Source organism: Streptomyces hiroshimensis, from assembly GCF_014650335.1.
Lineage (GTDB): Bacteria > Actinomycetota > Actinomycetes > Streptomycetales > Streptomycetaceae > Streptomyces > Streptomyces hiroshimensis.
This window is the reverse complement of record NZ_BMUT01000024.1, coordinates 17,168-39,234: the sequence shown is the minus strand read 5'-3', so window position 1 is coordinate 39,234 and position 22,067 is coordinate 17,168. Positions and strand designations below refer to the sequence as shown.

Sequence of the window (22,067 nt, the reverse complement as noted above, 5' to 3'; positions counted from 1 at the left end):
CGCACTGTGGAGGGCAGAAGACAGTGTCCGTGGCGTCCCGACCCTCACGCCCCCTTGCCGGACCGATGCATATGCGCCGCCTCTTCCTCGCCGAAGCGCGCGTCCACCCCGGCCGCCTGGCCGGAGCCGCGGTGGCCTGCGCCGTGACGGCGGCAGGAGTGGGCGCCTGCACCCTGCTGCTGATCGCTGCAGGTCGTGCGGACTTCCCCGCCCGGTCCGTGGCGGCGGCCCAGGCCGAGGATGCCCGCAGCCTGCTCTCCCTGCTGCTGTCCATGCTGCTGATGTCCGCCGTGGTGGTGATCGGCTCCACCGTCTCGCTGTGGACGGGGCAGCGGCTCGGGCAGTTCGCCGTTCTGCGCGCTCTGGGGGTCACGGCCGGGCGGCTGCGTCGTCTGGTCGCGGGCGACGTGGCGCGGCTCGCGGTCGCCGCAGCCGCCGTAGGAGCACTGGGCATGCTGCCCCTGGCGCATGCGGGGCGACGTCTGCTCGTGGACCGGGAGCTCTTCCCCGAAGCGGCCTCCCTCCCGTCCTCGGGTCAGGTGTGGGGCACGGCCGTGGGCGTGTGCATCGCCACCGGGGCCGTCGCCGTCCTGTCGGCCATGGCCAGTGTGCTCGCCGCCGGGCGCGTGAGTCCGGGCGCGCTCATGAAGGACACGGAAGGGTCCCTGGCGTCCCGCCGCAGCCGGGCCAGGCTGCTGACCGGCCTGGCCATGGCCCTGATGCTGTGCGTCCCGCTGCTGTGCGTCATGGCCTTCACCCAGCTCCCGGCGACGGTCCGGGCTGCCGTCGCTCCCGGCCTGGCCCTGATGCTCATCCCCACGCTCGCCGTCCTCGCGCCGTGGATCGTGCCCCCGCTCAGCCGGCCGGTGTGCGCCCTCCTGCGGATCGCGGACCGGCGGGTGGGACGTATCGCCGCCGCGGGCCTGCGGGCGGCTCCGGCGCGGACGACGGCCATGGCGGTGCCCGTCCTGCTCGCCGTGGGCATCGCCGTCTGCCTGCTGGGCACCGGCGCCACCATGGGACAGGCCGTCGCGCGCCAGACCGCCGACGGGCTGCGCGCCGACGGCGTGGTCACCGCCCGCCCCGGGCACCGGCTTCCTGCGCAGCCGGCCGCGGCCTCCGGCGGGCCCGGAGCGCTCTCCGGCGTCACCGCCACGGTGCTGGTGTCCACGCAGATCACCGCTCCGCCCACGTCCCTCGACGACCAGCCCTCCCCCGTGGAGGCCTGGGGAGCCGACGGCTCCTCGCTCGTGAAGTCCCTGGACCTCAAGGAACGCGAAGGGCGGCTGTCGGACTTACGGGAGGGGACCTTCGCCTCCGGCGCCGACCAGGCCGAGGCCCATCACTGGCGCCTCGGCCAGAAGGTCCGGCTGGCCCTGGCCGACGGATCCCGCCCCGAGCTGACCCTCGCCGCCGTCTACGAACGCGACCTCGCCTTCCCGGCGTTCGTCATCGCGCGCACCACCGCCCTGGAACACACCCGGGAACCGTACGCCGACCGGATCCTGCTCAGCGGTGCGTACCGCTCCTGGCCGAAGGAACCCGGCCAGACCGTCGCCTCCCGCGCGCAGTACCTCGATCGCCTCCAGCCCCGCAGTCCCGCCGACGATCTCGCCTCCCGTCTGATCGTCTCCGTCGTCAGCGGCTACGCGCTGCTGGCCGCGGCCAATACCGCGTCCCTGGCCCAGCGCGACCGCCGCGCCCAGCGCGCCCACCTGCGCGCCCTCGGGCTGAGCAGAGGCCAGCTGCTGCGCTGCGTGCTCTACGAAGCGCTCGGCGCGGCCGCCGTCGGGGCGGCGCTGGCGGCCGCCACGGCAGTCGCCTGCCTGGTCCCCTTCGCCGCCGCCCTGGGCACCGGGGCGCTGCCCGCCCTGGACGTGCCGTGGACCGTCGCCGTCCTGGCAGCCGCCGTCCTCGCGGTCGCCCTGCCCTCGGTGATGACCGCCCATCCGATGTCCACCGTCCAACGACAATTCGCAAGGAGAGCGGTGTGAAGCAGCCGAAGCAGAAGCTGGGCAGGCGGTTCTGGCTGCTGTTCAGCGGGGAGGCCGCCTCCGCCGTGGGCACGGCGGCCTCGGTGATCGCCCTGCCCATGGTCGCCTACCAGGTGAGCGGAGACGTCCGGCACGCCGGATTCACCAGCACCGCGCTGTCCCTGGGGATCGTCGCGGCCCGGCTGCCCGCCGGGGTGCTCGCGGACCGCTACCCACGCCGCACGCTCCTCCTCCTGGGCAACGCCGCCGGCGCCCTGGTGCTGGGCACGCTGGCCGTGCTCCGCGCGACAGGCGCCGTCCACCCGGGCGCGCTCCTGGTCGCGGCCTTCCTCCTCGGCGCCGTGGGCAGCACCCTGGCCCCCGTCGAGAACGTGGCCGTACGCACCTTCGTCCAGGCCAACCTCCTGCCCCGGGCGCTGGCCCTGGTCCAGAGCCGCGCCGCGCTCGCACTGATCATCGGCCCCCTCGTGGCGGGCGTGCTCCTCAAAGCCAATGCCGCCTGGGTATTCGCCGCCGACGCCCTGACCTATCTGACCGCGGCCTGCTGCGCCTTCCTCCTGCCGGCCAAGGCGGGCCCCACCGGCACGGCGCAGCCGCCGCTCAAGGCCGTCACCGAAGGCATGCGCTTCCTGTGGCGCTCGCCCTTCCTGCGCTACGGCGCGCTCAACGCCACCGTCCTGAACCTCGTCTTCAACGGCCTGCTGATCGTGGTCATCGCCACCTGCGACAGGACCGGCGCGGGCACGGTGGCCGTGGGGGTGCAGACCGCCTGCTTCGGTGCAGGCGCCGTCGCCGGATCCCTGGTCGCCGCCCCGGTGGCACGCAGACTCCCCGCAGGCCGCGCCATCGCGCTGGCCACCGCCGTCATCGCGCTCGCGCTGCTCGGCTTCGCCACGGTCCGCAGCACCTGGGGCGCGGCCCTCATGCTGGCGATCGCCACCTCCGGCGGCCCTGTGATCACCGTGGTGCTGTCCTCGATGCAGATGCGCATCACCCCGCCGCGGCTGCAGGGGCGCGTCCACAGCGCCAGCGGCTTCCTCTCCCAGGCCATCGCCCCCCTCGGCCCCACGCTCGCGGGAGCCGGAGCACACGCCTTCGGCCTGGGAACCACGGTCACGGCAGCGGCGGCCCTGGTCGTCCTCCTGGCCGTGACCGGCTGGTTCACCACGGCCCGCCATGCGGTGGCCGCGGATGCGCAACAGGCCCTGGAGCTGCAGGAGATCATGGACGCGCACCAGCCCGTGGACGCAGCCGCAGAGAAGCACTCGGACACGCAGAAGTCCTTGGACGCGCAGGAGGCCCGCGCCGGGAACTCCGCGGCGGTGGAGGCGAACCGTGGCTGACCACGTACCGGCGGCCGGTGACGGTGTCCGGCCGGATCGGGAAACCGGTGAACCGGCGGATCCCTACCGGTGGCTGGAGGAGGACTCTCCCCGCACGCGCGCGTGGCTGGCCGCACAGCAACGCCTGCTGGCAGCCCACCGGGAGCGCACCGACGACCGAACCTGGCAGTCGCTGCTGGCCGGGATCGAGACCGCCGGCGCCGGCCGTCTCCTGAGCCCACCGGTGGAAGCCGGGGGGATGCTGTTCCGGCATGTGCTCGGAGCCTCGGGCAGCGAGCTCCTCACCGCGACCGACCCGCACGGACGCAGCCGTACCCTCCTGGACACCGGCGACCGCCCCTCCCCCACCCGGACAGCAGGCTGGCACGCCGACCCCCACGGCCGCGCCCTGCTCGTCCAGCTCCATCACGACGGGCACGAGAACGGCGGCCTGCACCTGGTCCCCGCCGACGGGACCACACCCGCGGTGTACCTCTCCGACGCCTCGCCTCACCCGGCCGTGGCCTGCGCCGGCGACCTCCTGCTCTACAGCGCCGGCACCCGCACCGAACACAGTCTGCACGTCCGCTCCTTACGGAACGACCGGGCCCCGAGCCCCGCCCCGGGCCCGGACCGGACCGTGGAACTGCCCGTCCCCGGACCGGTGAGGATCACGCTGCACAGCGGTCCGGGAGGCCACCTGCTGCTGCGCACCCGGACGGCGAAGGCGCCCTCGGCACAGTGGTGGTGCACGCGCTGGGACGGCCACGGCACACCCGACTGGCAGCCCCTTCCCCTCCACGGCCTCCGCATCACCGCGTTCGCACTCGGCACGGACCATCTGTACCTCGCCACAGGCCAGGACATCTCGGCACTGGCTCTGCCGGACGCGACCCGCGGGCACATCACACCTCCCGCCCCGCTCCCCACCGGGCACCTTCCAGGGGAGATCAAGGCCTTACGCGTCCTGGGGCCGGGCCCGGCCCCCTGCCTGGCCGTCCTGCGGCAGCACGGCACCGCCCGGCGCCTCGACTTCCAGCCCGTCGGCACGCGGACCGAGTCCCTGGCTGCCGCGGGCCCGGACCCGGCCCCGGGCGCAGGTACAGGCGCAGACACAAGCGCAGGCTCAGAGAGCCCGGGCAGCACAGTGCTGACCTGGCACGCCCGGCTGCGCATCGGGCCTCTCTCGTACGGTGACGACGGCCGTCCCGGCGACGCGCTGTGGATCCTCGCCGACGACCCACGGGACGGCTGCTGGAGCCATCGCCTCACCCCCGGCGCACCACCCCTCACCCCACCGGCAGGCCACTCCCCCCTCCGTACCACGACCGCCGTCAGCAGCGACGGCACCGCCCTCCCCGTCACCCTCTGCGACCCGCCCCCCGGCGGGAAGGGCCCGGCCCCGGTCCTGGTCACCGTCTACGGCGGCTTCGGGATCCCCCTCGAACCCTCCTGGGACCCCATCCTCGCCGCCTGGCTCACCGCCGGCGGGCGCGTGGCCTGGGTCCACGCCCGGGGCGGCGGCGAGTTCGGCGCGGACTGGGCGGCAGCAGGGCGCGGCGCGGGCAAGTCGCACACCGTCGACGACTTGTGCGCGGCAGCACGCACCCTCGTGGCCCAGGGCGAAGCGGAGCCCGGGCAGCTCGCCGGGCTGGCCGCCAGCAACGGCGGCCTGGTGCTGGCCGCAGCCGTGCTCCGTGCCCCTCGCCTCTTCTCCGCGGTCGCCTGCGCCGCGCCCCTCACCGACATGGCCCGCTACACCTCAGGCGGTGGTCTGGGCCGCCTGTGGCACGACGAGTACGGGGATCCCGCCGACCCGGCCGCGCTCGCAGCGCTCCTGGCGTACTCGCCCTACCACCGCGTACGGCAGGGCGAGTCCTACCCGGCCACGCTCCTGATCACCGGAGGCAACGACGCACGAGTCCCGCCCTGGCACGCCTGGAAGCTCTGCGCCGCACTCCAGGAGGCGACGCCGGGCCCGCAGCCCGTCCTCCTCGACCACCAGTGCGACACCGGCCACCACGGCCGCACCGGCACCGCCGCCACGGCACTCGGCGCGCGCGTCCTGGCCCTCCTCGCCACGCGCACCGGCCTCACCGGGCCCACCAGACCGAGCCCGCCCCCGCCAGCCACCGACGTGAACGCGCCCTCGCCGCTCCGGGCGCACCGGCAGCCGACCGCACTCGCACCGTCCTCGAGGAGCACCGCATGACCTGGGCACACCTGCGCCACGGCGCGGCACACCAGCCCTCCGCACAGCACCCGCCCGCGGCCCCGCCGGCCGCGGCCGCGATGGACCTCTCCAAGGTGTACGGCAGCGGGGCACGTCGCGTCGCAGCCCTCGACCGTGTCAGCGTGTCGTTCCAGCAGGGGCACTTCACCGCCATCATGGGGCCCTCGGGGTCGGGCAAGTCCACGCTCATGCAGTGCCTGGCAGGGCTGGACACGCCTACGTCCGGAACGGCCCTCATCGGTGACACCCGGCTGTCCAGCCTCTCCGAGCGGCAGCTGACCCGCCTGCGCAGGGAACGGATCGGATTCATCTTCCAGGCGTTCCACCTCCTGCCCGCCCTGACCGTGGCGGAGAACATCACCCTGCCCCTGGCCATCACGGGGCGGCGCCCGGACGGGCAGTGGCTGGACCAGGTCGTCACCACGCTCGGCCTCACGGACCGGCTCGGCCACCGCCCCGGCGAACTGTCCGGCGGGCAGCAGCAACGCGTCGCCTGCGCCCGGGCCCTCGCCGGCCGGCCCGACCTCGTCTTCGCCGACGAGCCCACCGGCAACCTCGACACCCCCACCAGTGCCGAAGTCCTCTCCCTCCTCGCCCATCTGACCCACCGCATGGGGCAGACGATCATCATGGTCACCCACGACCCCGCTGCCGCCGCCTACACCGACCGCGTCGTCTTCCTGGCAGACGGCCGCATCACCGACGAACTCCACCGCCCGGACGCCGACCAGATCCTGGCCCGTATGAAACGCTTCAACACCCCGTAGCCGGGCCGCGGGGAGGTGCGGCCGGGTGCTTCAGTCTGCGTCCGAGGCCGTGTCGAGGCCGTCGATCAGGCGGCCGAGGAAACGGGCGAACGTGGCCTCGGGGGTGAGGGGTCGTCCGGGCGCGGCGAGGGCCTCTGCGAGCTCGGGGTGGTGGCCGTCCGCGGCGACGGCTGCGAGGTAGCGGGCCTCGGCCGCGGCCCGCTCCGGTGACTGTGCGGCTGCGGCCTGCGCGATCTCGTGGGCGACGTGCGCGGCGACGAATCCGGTGAGCTGGGCGAAGACCTCCACCTTGGCGGCACCGTCCAGCCGGGTCGGCCGCAGGGCGGCCAGGGCACGCTCCAGGAAGGCCAGCGTGTGGGGGCCGAGGGTCCGGCGGGCGGACAGCGCGGCAGGGAGCCAGGGGTGCCGGAGCATGAGGGCGCGCTGCAGGTGACCGATGGCCTTCAGGTCGGTGCGCCAGTCCCCGGTGAGGGGCTCCGTGGTCGGCAGCTCGCCGCTGACGTGGTCGACCATCAGTTCCAGCAGGGTCTCCTTGTCGGGCGCGTAGTTGTAGAGCGACATCACTCCGGCCCCGACCCGGGCGGCGACGCGCCGCATGGTGACCGCCTCCAGTCCTTCGGCGTCCGCCAGGTCGACGGCCGCGGCCGTGATCGCCCGGCGGCTGAAGGCCGGTTTACGCCCTCTGCCGGACCGGGCCGGGGTCAGCCAGAGCTGCTGCGGGTCGACTCCGGCGGCACCGGCGCCGTCTCCACGGGTCACGTTCTCCTCGCTCCTCTTCTCACCTCGGCGCGCGCTGCCTGCACACCTTGTCAACACCGCTGCGATTTGCGGAAACCATCCAAGCATCCTCTATTCTCGTACATCGTACGTAAACGATGGAGGGGGACGCGATGACACCGCATGCGCACGATGCCGCGCCGAGGGACACGACGACCACGAGGGCCACGAGGACCACGAAGGCCGCCTGGAGCGCGCCGTCCGGGAAGCCGCCGCTCTCCTCACGGCTGATGAGGGCGACATGGCGCGGCCTGCCGACCGCACAGCACGAGGTCGGCTGGGAGCCCGGACTCGTGGTGCCGGCCGCGGACGGCAGCCCTCTGCGCACGGACCACTACTTCCCCCGCACGCAGGGCGACTTCCCCACCCTGCTCGTGCGCTCGCCCTACGGCAGGGGCCTGCCCTGGTCACCGATGTACGGCGTCCTCTTCGCCGAACAGGGCTTCCACGTCGTCATCCAGAGCTGCCGCGGCACCGGCGGCTCGGGCGGCCGCTTCGACCTGTGGCGCAACGAGGCCGCCGACGGCCTGGCCACGGTGTCGTGGCTGCGGGAGCAGCCCTGGTTCACCGGGACACTGGGCACCGTCGGCCCCAGCTATCTGGGTTATGTGCAGTGGGCTCTCGCCCTGGACCCGCCGCCGGAGCTCAAGGCGATGGTGGTCCAGGTCGGCCTGCACGACCCGTACGCCTTGTTCCACGCGGGCGGCGCACTCCACCTGGAGAACGCCCTCGTCGTCGGCGCCGGCATGACGTACCAGCACCAGGGGGTGCTCCCCTTCACGAGGGCGGTGCTGCGCCTGCAGCGCCGTCTGCGCGAGATCACCACGGCGCGGCCGCTGCGCGGAGCGCATGTGTCCGCTCTCGGGGAGGTGCCCTGGCTGGACGACGTGATGACGCACCCGGACGCCGGCGACCCGTACTGGCACGGCGCATCCCTCGCAGGGGCGGCCGAGCGGCTCGACATACCCACCGCGCTGATCACCGGATGGCACGACGCACTGGCCGACCAGACCTTCGAGCAGTACGGGCGGCTGCGCCGGGCCGGATGTGAGACCTCCCTGCTGGTCGGCCCCTGGACCCACACCTCCGCACTGCAGCAGGGCTGGCCCGAAGTCTTCTCCGAGAGCCTCGCCTGGCTGCGCGCGCACCTGTGCGACGACCCCGCCGGGCTGCGTCCCACCCCCGTGCGCGTGCACGTCGGCGGCGAAGGCACGTGGCGGGACCTCGACGACTGGCCGCCCGCGTCAGGCATGACGGCCTGGTTCCCTGCCGCGAACGGAGCGCTCACCCGGCAGACCCCCGGCGAGCCCACGCCTTTGACCACCTTCCGCTACGACCCTGCCGACCCCACTCCCTCCCTGGGCGGGCCCGTGCTCTCCCGCGGCGCCGGTCCCCGCGACAACAAGGCGCTCGAAGCGCGGGACGACGTACTGACGTTCACCAGCGCACCCCTGGCCGGGCCCGTCGACGTCCTCGGCCCGGTCTCCGCACGGCTGCGCCTCTCCACGGACACCGGCTGCGCCGACGTCTTCGCCCGCCTGTGCGACGTGGACGCACAAGGCCGTTCCTTCAACGTCTGCGACGGGCTGACCGCGCTGCGGACCACCGGACAGAGCCTCTCGGAGGTCACCGTGCCGATGAGCTCGACCGCCCACCGCTTCGCTGCCGGTCACCGCATTCGCCTCCAGATCAGCGGAGGCGCACATCCGCGCTTCGCCCGTAACCCCGGCACCGGGGAGCCGGCGGCCGATGCCACAGGCCTCACGCCGGTGCACATCACGCTGCACACGGGCTCGGCGCTGACGCTCCCCGGGGCGGCCGAGGCAGGCGGCACGTCGGGCGGCTCGTCGGGCGGCGCCGAACGGTAGCCGTCCGCGCCGGGCGGTGAGCGGTCGTCACGGTCTCGCCCGGCGCGGGCGGAGGAGGTGCGTCAGTTCCAGGGGTTGGCCGGCTGGTCGTTGATGGCCGTCCAGAAACGGGTGCCGGCCGGGACGTCCCCGTAGGCCCAGTAGCTCCAGCCACCCGAGCTCTCCAGGCCGGGTCCGTATCTGCCGTCGTGGAACTCGGCCATGCGCCAGCCCGCTCCGAAGTTGTTGGCGCAGACTCCGTCGGCGACCGCGCGGCTCGTCAGGCGGGTGCCGCGGATCGGATTGGTGGCCGCGACCGCGCCGCGCGCCCAGCCCGCGTAGAAGCCGGGCGTGATGCCGGCGGGGGCCGGCGAGCCGTCGATTCTCAGGCAGAGAACGGGCAGTGCCGTGGTCGTGGCCGTGTCACCCTGATAGGGGTTGCTCAGGGCGCCGCCGCCCACCTGCACCGTCCCGCTGGGCCCGTCCGCGAGCAGGGTCCAGGTCATGGCCTTGCCGTTGGCGTCCGCGGAGGGCGTCGCGGCTGCAGCCGGGGTCACGATGCTCCCCGCCGCGGCCAGCGCCGCGACTCCCAGAGCGAGGACCGTCTTCACCGAGCGCATGGCTTCTCCTCACTGATGTGACATGAGATGCGATGGCGTAACGGTGGGGATTCTCCACGCTCTTCACAGAACCTCCAAGGGCGGAACCGGACACCGCTCAGGTGGGAACCGCGCCCGGCCCGGACCCGCCCCGCGCCTATCTCGACGTGTACGTCAGGCAGTCCGCCGAGGCCCCCAGGGACGCCACGGTGATGCCGGGAGCCTGGCATTCGAGGCCGACGTTGTGCAGGCACCCGGACATCTTGCAGGCGCCCACCCGGCCGACGGCGGAGGAGTCGCCACCCTTGGCCGGGAACACGAAGAACGTGTCGCAGTGGGCGTGGGTGGCATCGCCCACCGTGATGGCCAGCGCGCGGCAGGCGCTGTCCTGGTTGTACGCGCACTCATCCACCTGACATACGCTCACCTGCGGCATTTCCACGGCCTTCTCCTCACAGCGCGCCCCTGGACTGTTCCCCCCGACGCCTTCCTCGGGCTCCGGACGGCGACACCGGCGATCCGGCCTGTTCACCCGGAAGCGGGAGCCGTGCCACCGCGGCCGCCCGCCGGGACGAGAACACCCACGATCCGGCCGACTCCCCGGCCCCTTGACCGGGCCGCACTGCCCGGGGTCAGCTGACCGTGGGTTCCGGCCGGCCGCGGCCTCGGCCGGGCCGTGCAGGACGGGCTGTGCAGGACGGAGGCGTAGCGAGATGACCACGCGGACACGCGGCCGGATGCCGCACACCGACCCCCTCCCCCTGCACCGCCTGCAGATCACACCGCCGCAGGTACCGCCCTTCGCCATGGGCTCCTTCGACTCCCTCGGCCCCGACTCCCGGGCCGGCTACCCGCACCGGCACACCTTCTACGAGATCGTCTACGTGACCGGCGGCTCGGGCTCCCACGTCATCGACCTCGTCCACGAGCCCCTGCGCCCTCCCCACCTGTGCGTCATCCTGCCCGGACAGGTGCATTACTGGGAACGGGTATCGGGTCTGCGCGGCATCCTGACGCTGTTCACCGAAGACTTCCTGCTCGCCCACCCCGGCGACCGGCAGCTGCTGCGCGCGCTCGCGGAGCGGCACTGGCTCCGGCTCCCCGCCGCGCGCACCGGCGGGGACGACGGGGGCAGCGGAGACGACGGGGGCGCCAGGGACGGAAGCGACTCCGTGGGCGTCGGCGCGCTCATCCGGGCCATGGCGGAGGAGTTCGCCGCGAAGCCGGACGGGTACGCCTCCGTGCTGGAGGCGTACCTGCACATCCTCCTCGTGCGCTCCCTGCGCCTGCCCGGCCCGCGAAGACCCGACGCCGCGGCGGGCCGGAGTGCGGAGGTCGCGCGGCAGTTCAACCTCCTGCTCACCGAGACCGCGGGCGCCGGACGCTCGGTCGGGGCGTACGCGACGCGCATCGGCGTATCGGTCGGCTATCTGAACGAGACTGTCAAACAGACCACCGGCCGTACGCCCGGCGAGCTCATCCGCGCCGCCCGGACGCTCGAAGCGAAGCGGCTGCTGGCCGGCTCCTCCCTCGGCGTCGGCCAGGTCGCCCGGCGCGTGGGCTTCACCGATCCCGCGTACTTCTGCCGCTTCTTCCGGCGCGAGACCGGCGTCAGCCCCGGGGACTTCCGCCGCAGGGCCCTGACGGCGGAGCCGGGCAGCCACGAAGGCCTCGGAAGCCCCGGCAGTCCTGGCAGCCTCGGAAGCCCCGGCAGCCCCGGCAGCCCCGGAAAGAGAATCCTTGGGAATCACCACGTTCCCCCAACGGAGTCCATCGATCCGCAGGGCTCGCCTCCCTAAGTTCGTCGGAGAGCCACTCACCCCCAGGAGGCGGACCATGACGGACGATCACGCCCGCACCGGCGACGCGGGCGACATCGGCGGCACCAGCGATATCAGCTACATCAGCAGCGGGGAGGCGAACGGCCGGCGGGCCGTCAGCCGCAAGACCCTGCTCAAGGCTGCCCTCGTGGCCGTGCCCCTGCCCGCGCTGCTCGGCAGCGGCGTGGCCATCGCCCGGGACCACCGGCCCTCGGACGCACCTCTTCCGCCTACTCCATTCTGCGACGACGGGGACGATCCGACTCCGCCGCAGATCGAGGGTCCCTACTTCAAGCCTGCCTCCCCCGAGCGCGCCTCGCTGCTGGAGCCCGGCACGCAGGGCACGCGGCTCACGGTCGGGGGTTACGTCTTCGGGACCGGGTGCCGTCCCGTCGCACACGCCTTGCTGGACTTCTGGCAGGCGGACGACGCGGGCGCGTACGACAACCTCGGCTTCCGGTTGAGGGGGCACCAGTACACGGACGCCCGGGGAGCGTTCAGCCTGACGACCGTCGTGCCGGGCCTCTACCCGGGCCGTACGCGCCACCTCCACGTCAAGGTGCAGGCACCGGGCGGTCCCCTCCTCACCACGCAGCTCTACTTTCCCGGAGAGCCCCGCAACAACACCGATCCGCTCTTCAACGCGGCCCTGCTCATGAACGTCCGCCAGGCGGGCCCGGCGAAGCAAGCGACCTTCGACTTCGTGGTGAACACGGGCGGGCCCCGGACGTAGCACGGAGCCGGCGGCCCGGGGTGCCCCGGCGGGGCGGGGTCAGACCGACAGGCGGAAGCCGAGGTCGCCGAACGCGACGTGATCGCCGGGGCCGACCCGGACGGATCCGGCGATACGCAGGCCGTTGACGTAGGTGCCGTTGCGGGAGCCGAGGTCCGCGAGGCGCCAGCCGTGGTCGAGCCAGCGCAGCTCCGCGTGCCGCCGGGAGACCGTGTCGTCCTCAAGGCGGAGGTCGGAGACCGGGGCCCGGCCGATGGTCAGCGGCTTCGTGCCGGGCTCGGGGAGCCGGAGGCCGGGCAGCCGCGCGCTCCGCCAGGCCCCGCGCAGGCCGGCCCCGAAGGCGGACACACGGCCCACCGTCCGCAGGATGAAGTCCGAGAACCGCCCGCGGGCGGGGAGATCGGCCATGGCGAGCTCGATCTCGGCGCTGGTGCGGGCGGTCAGGACGAGGTCCATGCGGCGCATGAACGTGTCATGGGAAAGCCTGCCGTCGCCGGTGCCGTCGCGCAGGATGGCCAGGGCCCGCTCACGATCGGCCTCGGAGGGCCGTGTCACGCGCGTACGGAACTCAGGAGACGTCATGAGGGTGATTCTCGGGTTTCGGCCCCGTCCTGTCCATAAAATCAAACAGGTGCGCGGCACTGACGGGGAATCAGGCAGGGAATCAGCTGCCCCTGGGCCGCCCGTCACGGGCGTGGGCCGGGATGGGAGGGTGTGAAGGCGCCCGCACACCGCCCTACGAAGGAGGACCACGGCATGGCCGTCATCCACCGGACCACCCTCAAGCCGACCAAGGGAGAGCTGCTCACCGCCTGGCTCCCCTCCCGCCCGTGGTACCGGGGTGGCGCAGGCCGACCGCAGCTGGCGAGGTCCGGCGGCTTCCGGCTCGACGACCCGCAGGGTGAGGTCGGGATCGAGTTCATGGTCGTCACCGACACCTCCGGAACCCGGCCGGTCACCTACCTGGTACCGCTCACTTACCGCGGTGCGCCGCTGGAGGGTGCGGACGACGCCCTCGTCGGCACCATGGAGCACGGAGTGCTGGGGCGGCGCTGGGTCTACGACGGCTGCCACGACCCGGTGCTGGTCACCCAGCTGGTCGCCCTGGTCGAGGGCCGGGCGACCGCCCAGGACCAGAACGTCAGCGACTCCCCCGACCCGGAGGTCGCCCGCTCCTTCACCGGCGAGGGCCCGGCCCCGGCGGACTTCGCCGTCACCGCCACCACCGACGGCGAAGAGGCCACCGAACTGTCCCTCGCCCACGGAGCGACCCTGCGCCTGCACCGCGTCCTGCGGCCCCGCCCCGACGACCCGGCCGCCCTCCCCGAGGGAGCGCAGGGCCACGTCGGCGGCTCCTGGCAGCTCCCGGACGGCACGCGTGCCCGGGGGCTGTTCGCCGTACTGCGGACACTCCCGCAGGCCTGAAACGATCACTCCGCGGCTAGCGCGGGACCTCGATTTTATAGAGTTCGATTTCACGCTCGATGTATTTCTCGGCCGCACCCGCGTCCGGTTGCTTCCGGGCGCGGGTGCGGATCTTGCCGAGCTGATACAGCGCTTCGGGGTTCGTCAGTCCGGCGAGCAGCCGTACCGGCACCAGCTTGCGGTACTCCACCCACGTCACCCGGTCGACCCCCACGATCGACCGCAGGCCGGTGATGACCGAAGGAGCCACCCCCTCGCGCGCCAGCTCTTCGACCTCGTCGGCAGTCAGACGGAAATGTGAGGGGAAGTCGGCGTTCTCCTCTGCCAGATGCCGTTTGATCTCGTCGGCGGTCAGCTGCCACCTGGTCTCGCCGCCCGGCGACGTGGCCTCGAAGGGGTGTGCGACGTATTTCTCCGGTTCGCGTTCGGTCGCGTACGACGTCTTGATCGCATGCTCGTACTCGAATGCGGTGCCCTTTGCGTACTCGCTCCTGTTGAACCACACCACGACCGAGCCGACCGGTGCCTGCTTGAGGCTGTCGGGGTCACTGATCCCACGCTGGGCGGACTTCAGGCCCTCCACGGACGTGCCGCGACCGCCTCCGAGAGCGAACTCGGCGAATTTCTCATTGAACGCCGCCTCCGGCAGCATTTTTCTCCACGCGTAGAGCTGAGCGAGCTGAGTGAAGAACAGGCACTCGCATGTCCACCTGTCCAGGTGCTGGAAGAGCAGCCCTACGGCGGCGTAGGGGAGCGCAGACTTGGGGACGATCCGCTCGTGACCCTTGAACCGGTCCACGTTCGTCTGCGACGACACGAAGTGCTCCGTGTCGAACTTCAGCTCGCCCGGCAGCGGGAAGGCGCATCCGTGGGTTTCCTTCTTGGCCCGCACCAGCACGGCGACTCCCTCCTGGAAGGCCTTCTCCCATTCCTTGCGGAACGTCTCGTCGTTGAGATGAGAGGCCGCTCTCACTCCTTCGGCGGGTACCACCCGGTCCTTCACCGCCTCGGCGAAACCCCCTTTGACACGCTCATCGAGGAGACGCTGCAGCCTCGCCCGCTCCGGGCGGCCGAAGGACTTGTGGAGCGCCTTGGGGAGTACGCCGGAGGCGGAGAGGACGACGGCGAGGTCGGGCCCGAGGCTGCCCTCCAGGATGGTGAGGATGGCCCGGGCGTCGCCCTGGCTCACCACGCCGTCGTACAAGTCGCGCACCAGGAGTCTCTTCAGCTGCGGGTCGAGCGCGACGGAAGGGTCGCCGGCTGCCCATAGGGCGACGACTGCACGTGCCTTGTTGTCGCTGTCATAGTCGCCTTCCGGCTTGCCGGTACGGCGCAGCTTGCCGAGGTAGCTTTGCAGTTCCTCGGGCTTGAACTCCCCCTCGCCGAACATACGGGAGAAGGCTTCCAGGGGGCCCTGGGTGAAGAGGTCACCGAGGAAGCCGAGCCGTCCGGAGCGCTGCACATACAGGGGCCCGTCCGGGTGTGCAGGCGGCTCCTGCTGGACGACGTGGGCCAGCTCATGGGCGATCAGCGCTCGCCCCCGGGGCATGGTCGGCCGATAGTGACCGGCAGCGAAGACGATGTGCCGACCGGCCGTGTACGCCGCCGCGTCGATCAGTCGCGCGGAGGCATCCGCGTGCGCGTCGGTGTGTACCCGCACCCGGCTGAAATCGTAGCCGTGGTGCGATTCCATCACCTTCCGCGCAGCTGGCTCCAGCGCTTGACCGGGTGCCACGAGCACCCGCGCGATCGCCGTCCGGACAGCGGAGCCCGAGAGCCGGGTGAACCCGGGCGGCCCGGCAAAGCTCGAGCCGATACGCGACAGCGACGGGCGACCGCCTGCGGCGGCTCGGGCCTGCTGCTCGTACATGCCGCTCGGGCGGCTGAGCATGACGGGACGTTGCGGCGGCGAGGCCCCCTCGCTTCGGCCCGCCCGGTGCACATGCTCGGCCATGCCACCAGTATGTCCACGGCCCGACGGCACGCCACCGCGGACAGCGGACATGAGCCGCCGCCCCTTGCCGAAAATACGTTGCCGACCACACATCTCCTCATTAACGTGGTCGGCAACGTATTTTCGGCACCTCGATGGAGGACGAACAGACATGACCGATTCCCCACCCGGCGGCGACACGCCCCTGTCCAGTGCGCGCGAGCGGTACCCGGTCAGTTTCGCGGTCTTCGGAGTCGCCCGTACCCACCGGGCCCTGGCCTCCGCTCTGCTGCGCGACCTAGGGCTCTATCCCGGGCAGGAGATCATGCTGCTGCAGCTGTGGGAGCGCGACGGCCAGTCCCAGCAGGCCCTGGGCAAGACCCTGGGGCTCGACCACTCCACCGTCGCGAAGTCCCTGCGCCGGCTCGCCGCCGCCGGGCTGGTCACCCGTCAGCGCAGCGACGCGGACCGCCGGGTCACCCTGGTGTCGCTGACCCCGGAAGGCCGTGCGCTCGAATCCCGCGTCGCGGAGGTGTGGGCCGAGCTGGAGGAGCGCGCCACCGCCGGGCTGAGCGAGGAACAGCGCGCGCAGTTCGTGGCCACCGCCCGCGCCATCGAGGCCGCCATCGAGCCCGGCGCCGGCATCGACGGCTGACGCCGCAGCACTCACCGAACACCCAGGCCGAAGGGAAGCACCGCCATGTCAGCACTTTCCGCACACCCCGAAGACTCCGCGCACCCCGCCGTTCAGGAGTACAAGTCCGCCCTGATCACGGGCGGTTCCCGCGGTATCGGCGCCGCCATCGCCACGCGCCTGGCCGCGGACGGCATACGCGTCGCGATCACCTACAACTCGTCCCGTACCGCCGCCGACCGCGTCGTCGAAGCCATCACCGCAGCAGGAGGCCACGCAGTGGCGCTCCGCGCAGACAGCGCCGACGCGGCCCGGATCCGCGCCGCCGCCGACGCGACGGCCGAGGAGTACGGCAGGATCGACATCCTGGTCAACAACGCAGGCATAGGCACGAGCGCGCCGTTCGAGGAGATGTCCCTCGAACACTTCGACCGGACGATGGCCGTCAACGTGCGCGGCCCGTTCGCCGCCGCCCAGGCCGTACTCCCCCATATGCCCGATCACGGGCGGATCATCAACATCGGCAGCGTATTCGCCGACCGGACCCCTTTCGGCACGCTGTCCGCCTACGTCACCAGCAAAGCCGCCGTCGCCGGCCTGACCCGCGCCCTCGCCCGTGACCTCGGCGGCCGCGGGATCACGGTCAACAACATCCAGCCCGGCCCCATCAGCACCGATCTGACGTCGTCCGACACCCACGTGCACGACGTCATGACCGAGGCCACCGCCCTGCGGCGGTTCGGCACGCCCGAGGAGATAGCCGGCCTCGTCGCCTACCTCGCCGGTCCTGAGGCCGCGTACATCACCGGGGCCACCATCACTGCCGACGGCGGGTACACGGCCTAGCCAGAGGCCGGACGCTGACGGGGAGGCGGCAGGGCACGGGGGGGGTAACCGTGACACCGGAAACCCGGGGGTTTACCCCATGGCTGCTTCTCCGGCCGGGCGCATAGCCTCGTCGGGCGTTCTCTGCACAGGGAGCGCCCGACGCCTCGGTGACCTCAACGACCTCAACGATTGGTGGAAACTCCATGCGTGCGCGCCTCCGTCTCCTCACTGCTGTCGTGACGGCCGGAGTCGCCGTCGGGGGGCTCAGCGCGTGCGGCATGTTCCGGAAGAACTTCGAGGACGACGCCACGCTGTCGCAGAAGATCACCGCCGTACGGCTGGACACCGGCTCGGGCGGGGTCACCCTGCGTGGCAGCGAGGGTGCGACCGACGTGAAGCTTCACCGTTACGTGGAATACGGAGGCGACCGCCCGGAGAACGCCACCCACCAGGTCGAGAACGGCGTCCTGGTGCTCCGTGGCTGCGGTGAGGACTGTTCAGTGGCCTACACGGTCGACCTGCCCTCGGGCATCCCGGTCACCGGCCGGACGTCGAGCGGCGCGGTCACCCTCTCCAGGACGGGCGCGGTGAAGGTGACCACCGGCTCCGGGGCCATCGACGTGGACGACGTCAACGGCACCGTCGACGTGCAGGCGGGCAGCGGCGCGATCACCGGACGCGGCCTCAAGGGCGGTTCCGTCAGCGCCAGGACTTCCAGCGGGGCCATCGACCTCACCACGTCGTCACCCCAGGACGTCCGGGCCGAGGCCGGCAGCGGCGCCGTCACCCTGACCGCGCCCGACGGGCGGTACCGGGTGACCGCCAAGAGCGACAGCGGCGGCAAGGACATCGCCTTCACCGACGACGCGTCCGCTACGCACCGCCTCGACCTGACCACGGGCAGCGGCGCCATCACCGTCAAGCGCTCCTGAGCAGCGGCAGCCGCAAGCGGAGCGACTGGCGTGGAAACCGGCCGGGGAAGATAGTGGAAAGCAGGGGATATCCGTCACATCGGAGGACACCATGATCGTCCTCGGAGTCATTCTCCTCATCATCGGGTTCCTGACCGGAATAGCGATCCTGTGGACCATAGGCGTCATCCTGCTGGTCATCGGCGCGATCCTCTGGATCCTCGGCGCAGTGGGGCACGCGGTCGGCGGGCGCCGTCACTATTGGTAGCCGGCGCGAGAGCCGGTCTCCGGCCGTCGGCTGCGCATGAGCAGACGGTCCGGTAGGGCTGTGCCCGGCGGCGAGCGAGGCGGAAGGGAGCAGGGTACCGAGTCTGCCCGGCGCACGCGGAGAAGTGTCCCTGAGCACGGCGAGGCGCGGGGCGCCCATACGAACGTGCGGTTCGAGCTTGGTCTGCCAGGGGTGGCCGGGGCTGGTGCGCTCAAGGGTGCCGGTCACCGTTGCCGTGGGGCCGCCCGTGGTGAGGCAGTCGACCTTGAAGTCGCCCCAGTAGACCTCCGGTTCACCGCCCGTGTGCTCGACCTTGTGATAGATGCGGAACGTTCCCCAGGGTTGCAGGGGCTTGTCGCCCTGGGCGAAGGTGCTGTGGGCGTCGACCGAGATCCGCCGGATGTCCTGGCTGTCGACGGGGTAGCCCATGCGAGCTTTTCCCTGGAGGGAGGACGCGGTCGTCTTCGCAGTGGCCGTCTGCTCCACGAGCTTGTCCAACGGCCCTGCCCCGGGCATCCGCCGCCCGTACCGGAACCGCCCGCCGGACAGCTGGAAACCAGGACAGTCCGCTACCCACCCGGTCGTACGGCTCCCTCCGCCCTGCGGATGAGGACTCGAACGGGACCAGGTGCGGATGCAGTCCGGCTGCCGGCTGCCGGCTTCCGGCAGGAGCGGCGACGCGTGTGAATGATCACTTCCTACAAATCTCGGACGCCGAACTCCGTTGACCACCGCAACTGATTACCCATCACCACCTTGGCAAAGTGGCCATCAAGTCGATCTCTTCCCGCGACCTGCTTCACGGGGAGTTGTATCTCTATGACAAAGGGGGTTCGCTCAGTGAGCGCGCACACGAACGACGTGGTCGTCACCGGCCTGGGGGCCACAACGCCGCTCGGCGGGGACGTCGCCTCGACCTGGTCGGGGATGCTGGCCGGGCGGTCGGGGATCAGTGCGATCGAGGAGGAGTGGGCCGCCGGCCTGCCCGTGAAGATCGCCGGCAGGCTCAAGACCGAGCCCACCGAGGTCCTGGAACGCGTACAGGCCCGCCGCATGGACCGCTGCGAGCAGATAGCGCTCGTCGCCGCCCGCGAGGCCTGGGCCGACGCGGGCAGGCCCGACGTCGACCCGGAGCGGCTGGCCGTCGTGATCGGCACGGCGACCGGTGGCGCCCTGACCATGCTCGGCCAGGACGACGTCCTCGAGACCTCCGGCGTGCGGCGCGTGTCGCCGCACACCGTCCCGATGCTGATGGCCAACGGCCCGGCCGCATGGGTCAGCATCGACCTCGGGGCCCGCGGCGGTGCCCACACCCCTGTCAGCGCCTGTGCGTCGGGAGCCGAGGCGATCGCCATGGGCCTGGACCTGATCCGGCTCGGCCGCGCGGACGTGGTCGTGGCGGGCGGTACGGAAGCCTGTATCCATCCGCTGCCGCTGGCCGGATTCGCCCAGGCCAAGGCCCATTCGACGCGCAACGACGCGCCTCAGCAGGCATCCCGCCCCTTCGATACCGACCGCGACGGCTTCGTCATCGGCGAGGGTGCGGTCGTGGTCGTCCTGGAGCGCGCCGGGTCCGCGGCCTCGCGAGGAGCCCGGGCCCATGCCACGCTCGCCGGTGCCGGCGTCACGTCGGACGCCCACCACATCACGGCCGCGCATCCCGAAGGCCAGGTCCGCGCGATGCGCCTGGCCGTGACCTCCGCGGGGCTGGACCCCCTGGCGGTCGAGCACGTCCACGCCCACGCGACCTCCACCCCCAAGGGTGACCTGGTCGAGGCCGAGTCGATCACCGAAGCCATCGGCACGCATCCGGCCGTCACCGCGACCAAGTCGATGACCGGCCACCTCTTCGGCGCCGCCGGCGCGATCGGCGCCCTCGCCACGATCCTCGCGGTCCGCGACGGCGTCATCCCCGCCACGCAGAACCTCGACACCCTCGACCCGGAGGTGAAGCTCGACGTCGTCGCGGGGCAGCCCCGGCACGGCAGGCTGACGGCCGCGCTGACGAATTCCTTCGGCTTCGGCGGTCACAACGCCTCGCTCGTGTTCACTCCGGCTCCCTGAGCCGTCTCAGGCCTCGCCTCCCCCTCCCGGCCGGGGGGGAGCTCGGGGCCGTCCGGAGCAGTCGTGACGGCGTTCCGGCGCGTACCCATACGGCCGCACCATGACTGGCAGCCGTAATCCGGCCCGACGATGCTTGAGCGTGTCGTACGGTCCTACGGCACGGACGAGCGGGAGCAGGCACGTGAGGGCACCGAGCGCAGGGAGCAGCACCACGGAGAGGCGCTGGTTCCTGCGCCACCTCCAGCTCCTGCCGGTGATCCTGCTCGCCGGAGGCGCCGTCCTCGACTACAACACCGCGCCGCACTTCAGCGCCGAAGCCTTCTACACCGCCGCACCGATGGCGGCCGCCGCTCTGCTGTCGCTGCGCGCAACGATCCTGGCGGGCATCGGCGCATGCGCCGCCGACGCCGCGCTGCTCACCCACTTCGGCCTCATCGGGGACTCCGGCGGCCGCAGCGAACTGGCGGCGGTCGCGACCGTCTCGGCGATCGCCGTCGTCGTCAACCGCCTCATGTACTACAGCGACGTGCGGCTGCAGTCCGTACGCAAGATCGCCCTCGCCGTGCAGAACGCCGTACTGCCCCGGCCGCCGGCCTCGATCGGCCCCTTCCGGATCGCCGTGCGCTACCAGTCCGCCGTGAAGGACGCACAGATCGGCGGTGACCTCTACGGCGTGCAGGACACTCCGTACGGCGTACGCTGCCTGGTCGGCGACGTGCGGGGCAAGGGCATGGAAGCCGTCAAGGCGGTGGACGTGGCGCTCGGCGTGTTCCGGGAAGCCGCCGACGACGAACCCACGCTCGTCCGGATCGCGGCCAGGCTGGACCGGGCCCTGCTGAGGGAGGCGAAGCGGCGGCAGGGCCACGAGCGGACCGAGGGGTTCGTCACCTGCGTCCTGGCCGAGATCCCGCCCTCGGGCGACGAACTGCGGCTGGTCAACCGCGGCCATCCGCCTCCCTTGCTGCTGCACGGCGGCGCGGTCCGCAGCGTGGAGCCGTCCGAGCCTGCCCTGCCCCTGGCCCTGGGGGAGCTGGGCACCGTCGAGGACCGGACCGATTGCGTGCCCTTCCCGCCGGGGACGACCCTGTTCCTGTACACCGACGGCCTCAGCGAGGCGCGCAACCGCTCCGACGCCTTCTACGACCCCGTCGCCCGGCTGAACGGGCGGGATTTTCCCTCGCCGGACGCGCTGCTCGACGCCCTCCTCGCGGATGTGCGCCGCCACACCGGTGGCCGGATCACCGATGACCTGGTATTGCTGGCCATCAACCGGAGCACGGGGGATGTGAGCCGCTGACTCCGCTCGGACTCCGCTCGGCCGCCCGCCACTCCGGCGCGAGCACCGACCAGATCTCCTCGTCGTACCGCTTCCCCCGGTACAGGTAGCTCTCCCGCAGCACGCCGTCCTTCGTCATCCCGAGCCGCCGGGCCACGGCGATGCTGGCCGTGTTCCCCGTCGACACCCACCACTCCACGCGATGGATGCCGCGCTCCTCGACGGCCCAGTCGATGACCACGCGCGCGGCCCGGGTCACCAGGCCCCTGCCCACGGCCGACGGCTCCAGCCAGCAGCCCGCCTCGGCGATTCCCTGCTCGATGTCCAGCCTCCTCAGCAGGAACCCGCCGACGAGCTCGCCACCCGACCGGATGCCGTAGAGGCGCCCGGTGTCGGCCGCGGCCTTCTCCGCGTACGTCCGGAGGAACGCCCGGCTCGATTCCAGGTCCGTGACGACGTCGGGAAGCCCGTTGTGCTCCCCGATGAACTCCCGCCCTCGGTCCATGTGGGCCAGGAACTCCCCGGCCTGCCACGGTTCGACCGGGCGCAGCTCCGCGCCGTCGTCGCCCAGGGGTATCGCGTACATCGTCACCTTCCACTTCCACAGTCGGAACCGGCGCACCTGCGAAAGGATCT

20 protein-coding genes are annotated in these 22,067 nt (G+C 72.1%); 14 read left to right on the top strand and 6 right to left on the bottom strand.

Annotation, left to right across the window (positions count from 1 at the left end; all coding sequences use genetic code 11):
* Window positions 1-71: 71 nt before the first annotated feature.
* From IE241_RS33125 to IE241_RS33110, 4 genes are read left to right on the top strand one after another with little or no spacing between them, the layout of a single operon-like run.
* Window positions 72-1,994, top strand: a complete 1,923-nt coding sequence (locus tag IE241_RS33125) for an FtsX-like permease family protein (RefSeq protein WP_190025579.1) — start codon at window positions 72-74, stop codon at window positions 1,992-1,994.
* Window positions 1,991-3,337: an MFS transporter gene (locus tag IE241_RS33120; RefSeq protein ID WP_190025578.1), complete on the top strand. Its 1,347-nt coding sequence runs from the start codon at window positions 1,991-1,993 to the stop codon at window positions 3,335-3,337. The genes IE241_RS33125 and IE241_RS33120 overlap by 4 nt, the downstream gene beginning before the upstream one ends.
* Complete coding sequence (locus tag IE241_RS34735; RefSeq protein WP_190025577.1) at window positions 3,330-5,528, top strand: prolyl oligopeptidase family serine peptidase; 2,199 nt, start codon at window positions 3,330-3,332, stop codon at window positions 5,526-5,528. Before IE241_RS33120 ends, IE241_RS34735 begins: the two co-directional genes overlap by 8 nt.
* Complete coding sequence (locus tag IE241_RS33110) at window positions 5,525-6,316, top strand: ABC transporter ATP-binding protein (protein WP_190025576.1); 792 nt, start codon at window positions 5,525-5,527, stop codon at window positions 6,314-6,316. Before IE241_RS34735 ends, IE241_RS33110 begins: the two co-directional genes overlap by 4 nt.
* Before the next feature lie 30 nt (window positions 6,317-6,346).
* Here the strand turns inward: IE241_RS33110 and IE241_RS33105 are convergent, their stop codons facing one another.
* Window positions 6,347-7,075, bottom strand: coding sequence for a TetR/AcrR family transcriptional regulator (locus tag IE241_RS33105; RefSeq protein WP_229900186.1), 729 nt, complete (start codon window positions 7,073-7,075; stop codon window positions 6,347-6,349).
* Between the two features lie 248 nt (window positions 7,076-7,323).
* On the opposite strand from IE241_RS33105, the gene IE241_RS33100 reads away from it, so the two are divergent.
* On the top strand, window positions 7,324-8,961 hold the full coding sequence (locus IE241_RS33100) for a CocE/NonD family hydrolase (RefSeq protein ID WP_229900194.1): 1,638 nt from the start codon (window positions 7,324-7,326) through the stop codon (window positions 8,959-8,961).
* 62 nt (window positions 8,962-9,023) lie between these two features.
* Here IE241_RS33100 and IE241_RS33095 read toward each other — a convergent pair whose 3' ends face one another.
* Both IE241_RS33095 and IE241_RS33090 read right to left on the bottom strand, forming a co-directional pair.
* The gene (locus IE241_RS33095) at window positions 9,024-9,560 is read right to left on the bottom strand and encodes a flagellar hook-length control protein (RefSeq protein WP_190025573.1); all 537 of its coding nucleotides are present in this window, start codon (window positions 9,558-9,560) and stop codon (window positions 9,024-9,026) included.
* A 136-nt stretch (window positions 9,561-9,696) separates the two neighbouring features.
* Window positions 9,697-9,951 (bottom strand): DUF1540 domain-containing protein, encoded by a 255-nt coding sequence (locus IE241_RS33090; protein WP_229900184.1) that lies wholly within the window; start codon window positions 9,949-9,951, stop codon window positions 9,697-9,699.
* Window positions 9,952-10,252: 301 nt separating this feature from the next.
* Between IE241_RS33090 and IE241_RS33085 the strand changes: the two genes are divergently transcribed.
* Both IE241_RS33085 and IE241_RS33080 read left to right on the top strand, forming a co-directional pair.
* Window positions 10,253-11,338 (top strand): AraC family transcriptional regulator, encoded by a 1,086-nt coding sequence (locus IE241_RS33085; protein WP_190025571.1) that lies wholly within the window; start codon window positions 10,253-10,255, stop codon window positions 11,336-11,338.
* A gap of 37 nt (window positions 11,339-11,375) precedes the next feature.
* Window positions 11,376-12,092 (top strand): dioxygenase family protein, encoded by a 717-nt coding sequence (locus IE241_RS33080; protein WP_190025570.1) that lies wholly within the window; start codon window positions 11,376-11,378, stop codon window positions 12,090-12,092.
* A gap of 39 nt (window positions 12,093-12,131) precedes the next feature.
* Here IE241_RS33080 and IE241_RS33075 read toward each other — a convergent pair whose 3' ends face one another.
* Window positions 12,132-12,674 (bottom strand): FHA domain-containing protein, encoded by a 543-nt coding sequence (locus IE241_RS33075; RefSeq protein ID WP_190025569.1) that lies wholly within the window; start codon window positions 12,672-12,674, stop codon window positions 12,132-12,134.
* A gap of 174 nt (window positions 12,675-12,848) precedes the next feature.
* Between IE241_RS33075 and IE241_RS33070 the strand changes: the two genes are divergently transcribed.
* Window positions 12,849-13,517, top strand: coding sequence for a maltokinase N-terminal cap-like domain-containing protein (locus tag IE241_RS33070; protein WP_190025568.1), 669 nt, complete (start codon window positions 12,849-12,851; stop codon window positions 13,515-13,517).
* A 16-nt stretch (window positions 13,518-13,533) separates the two neighbouring features.
* Here IE241_RS33070 and IE241_RS33065 read toward each other — a convergent pair whose 3' ends face one another.
* A complete protein-coding gene (locus IE241_RS33065) occupies window positions 13,534-15,471 on the bottom strand; it encodes an eCIS core domain-containing protein (protein WP_229900182.1) in 1,938 nt (645 codons plus the stop codon).
* Window positions 15,472-15,622: 151 nt separating this feature from the next.
* Here IE241_RS33065 and IE241_RS33060 point away from each other — a divergent pair, with 151 nt between their 5' ends.
* The 6 genes from IE241_RS33060 (at window position 15,623) to IE241_RS33035 (ending at window position 21,452) form a co-directional block, all read left to right on the top strand.
* Window positions 15,623-16,105 (top strand): MarR family winged helix-turn-helix transcriptional regulator, encoded by a 483-nt coding sequence (locus IE241_RS33060; RefSeq protein WP_190025567.1) that lies wholly within the window; start codon window positions 15,623-15,625, stop codon window positions 16,103-16,105.
* A 45-nt stretch (window positions 16,106-16,150) separates the two neighbouring features.
* Entirely contained in the window at window positions 16,151-16,930 is a 780-nt protein-coding gene (locus IE241_RS33055; protein WP_190025566.1) for a 3-oxoacyl-ACP reductase family protein, read from the top strand.
* A 185-nt stretch (window positions 16,931-17,115) separates the two neighbouring features.
* Window positions 17,116-17,844, top strand: a complete 729-nt coding sequence (locus IE241_RS33050; protein WP_190025565.1) for a DUF4097 family beta strand repeat-containing protein — start codon at window positions 17,116-17,118, stop codon at window positions 17,842-17,844.
* A 91-nt stretch (window positions 17,845-17,935) separates the two neighbouring features.
* Window positions 17,936-18,091, top strand: a complete 156-nt coding sequence (locus tag IE241_RS34530; protein WP_229900180.1) for a DUF6131 family protein — start codon at window positions 17,936-17,938, stop codon at window positions 18,089-18,091.
* 840 nt (window positions 18,092-18,931) lie between these two features.
* On the top strand, window positions 18,932-20,155 hold the full coding sequence (locus tag IE241_RS33040) for a beta-ketoacyl-[acyl-carrier-protein] synthase family protein (protein ID WP_229900178.1): 1,224 nt from the start codon (window positions 18,932-18,934) through the stop codon (window positions 20,153-20,155).
* Between the two features lie 181 nt (window positions 20,156-20,336).
* A complete protein-coding gene (locus IE241_RS33035; RefSeq protein WP_229900176.1) occupies window positions 20,337-21,452 on the top strand; it encodes a PP2C family protein-serine/threonine phosphatase in 1,116 nt (371 codons plus the stop codon).
* Here IE241_RS33035 and IE241_RS33030 read toward each other — a convergent pair.
* Window positions 21,421-22,017, bottom strand: coding sequence for a GNAT family N-acetyltransferase (locus IE241_RS33030; RefSeq protein WP_190025590.1), 597 nt, complete (start codon window positions 22,015-22,017; stop codon window positions 21,421-21,423). The two genes, IE241_RS33035 and IE241_RS33030, sit on opposite strands and share 32 nt — an antisense overlap.
* Between the last annotated feature and the right edge of the window lie 50 nt (window positions 22,018-22,067).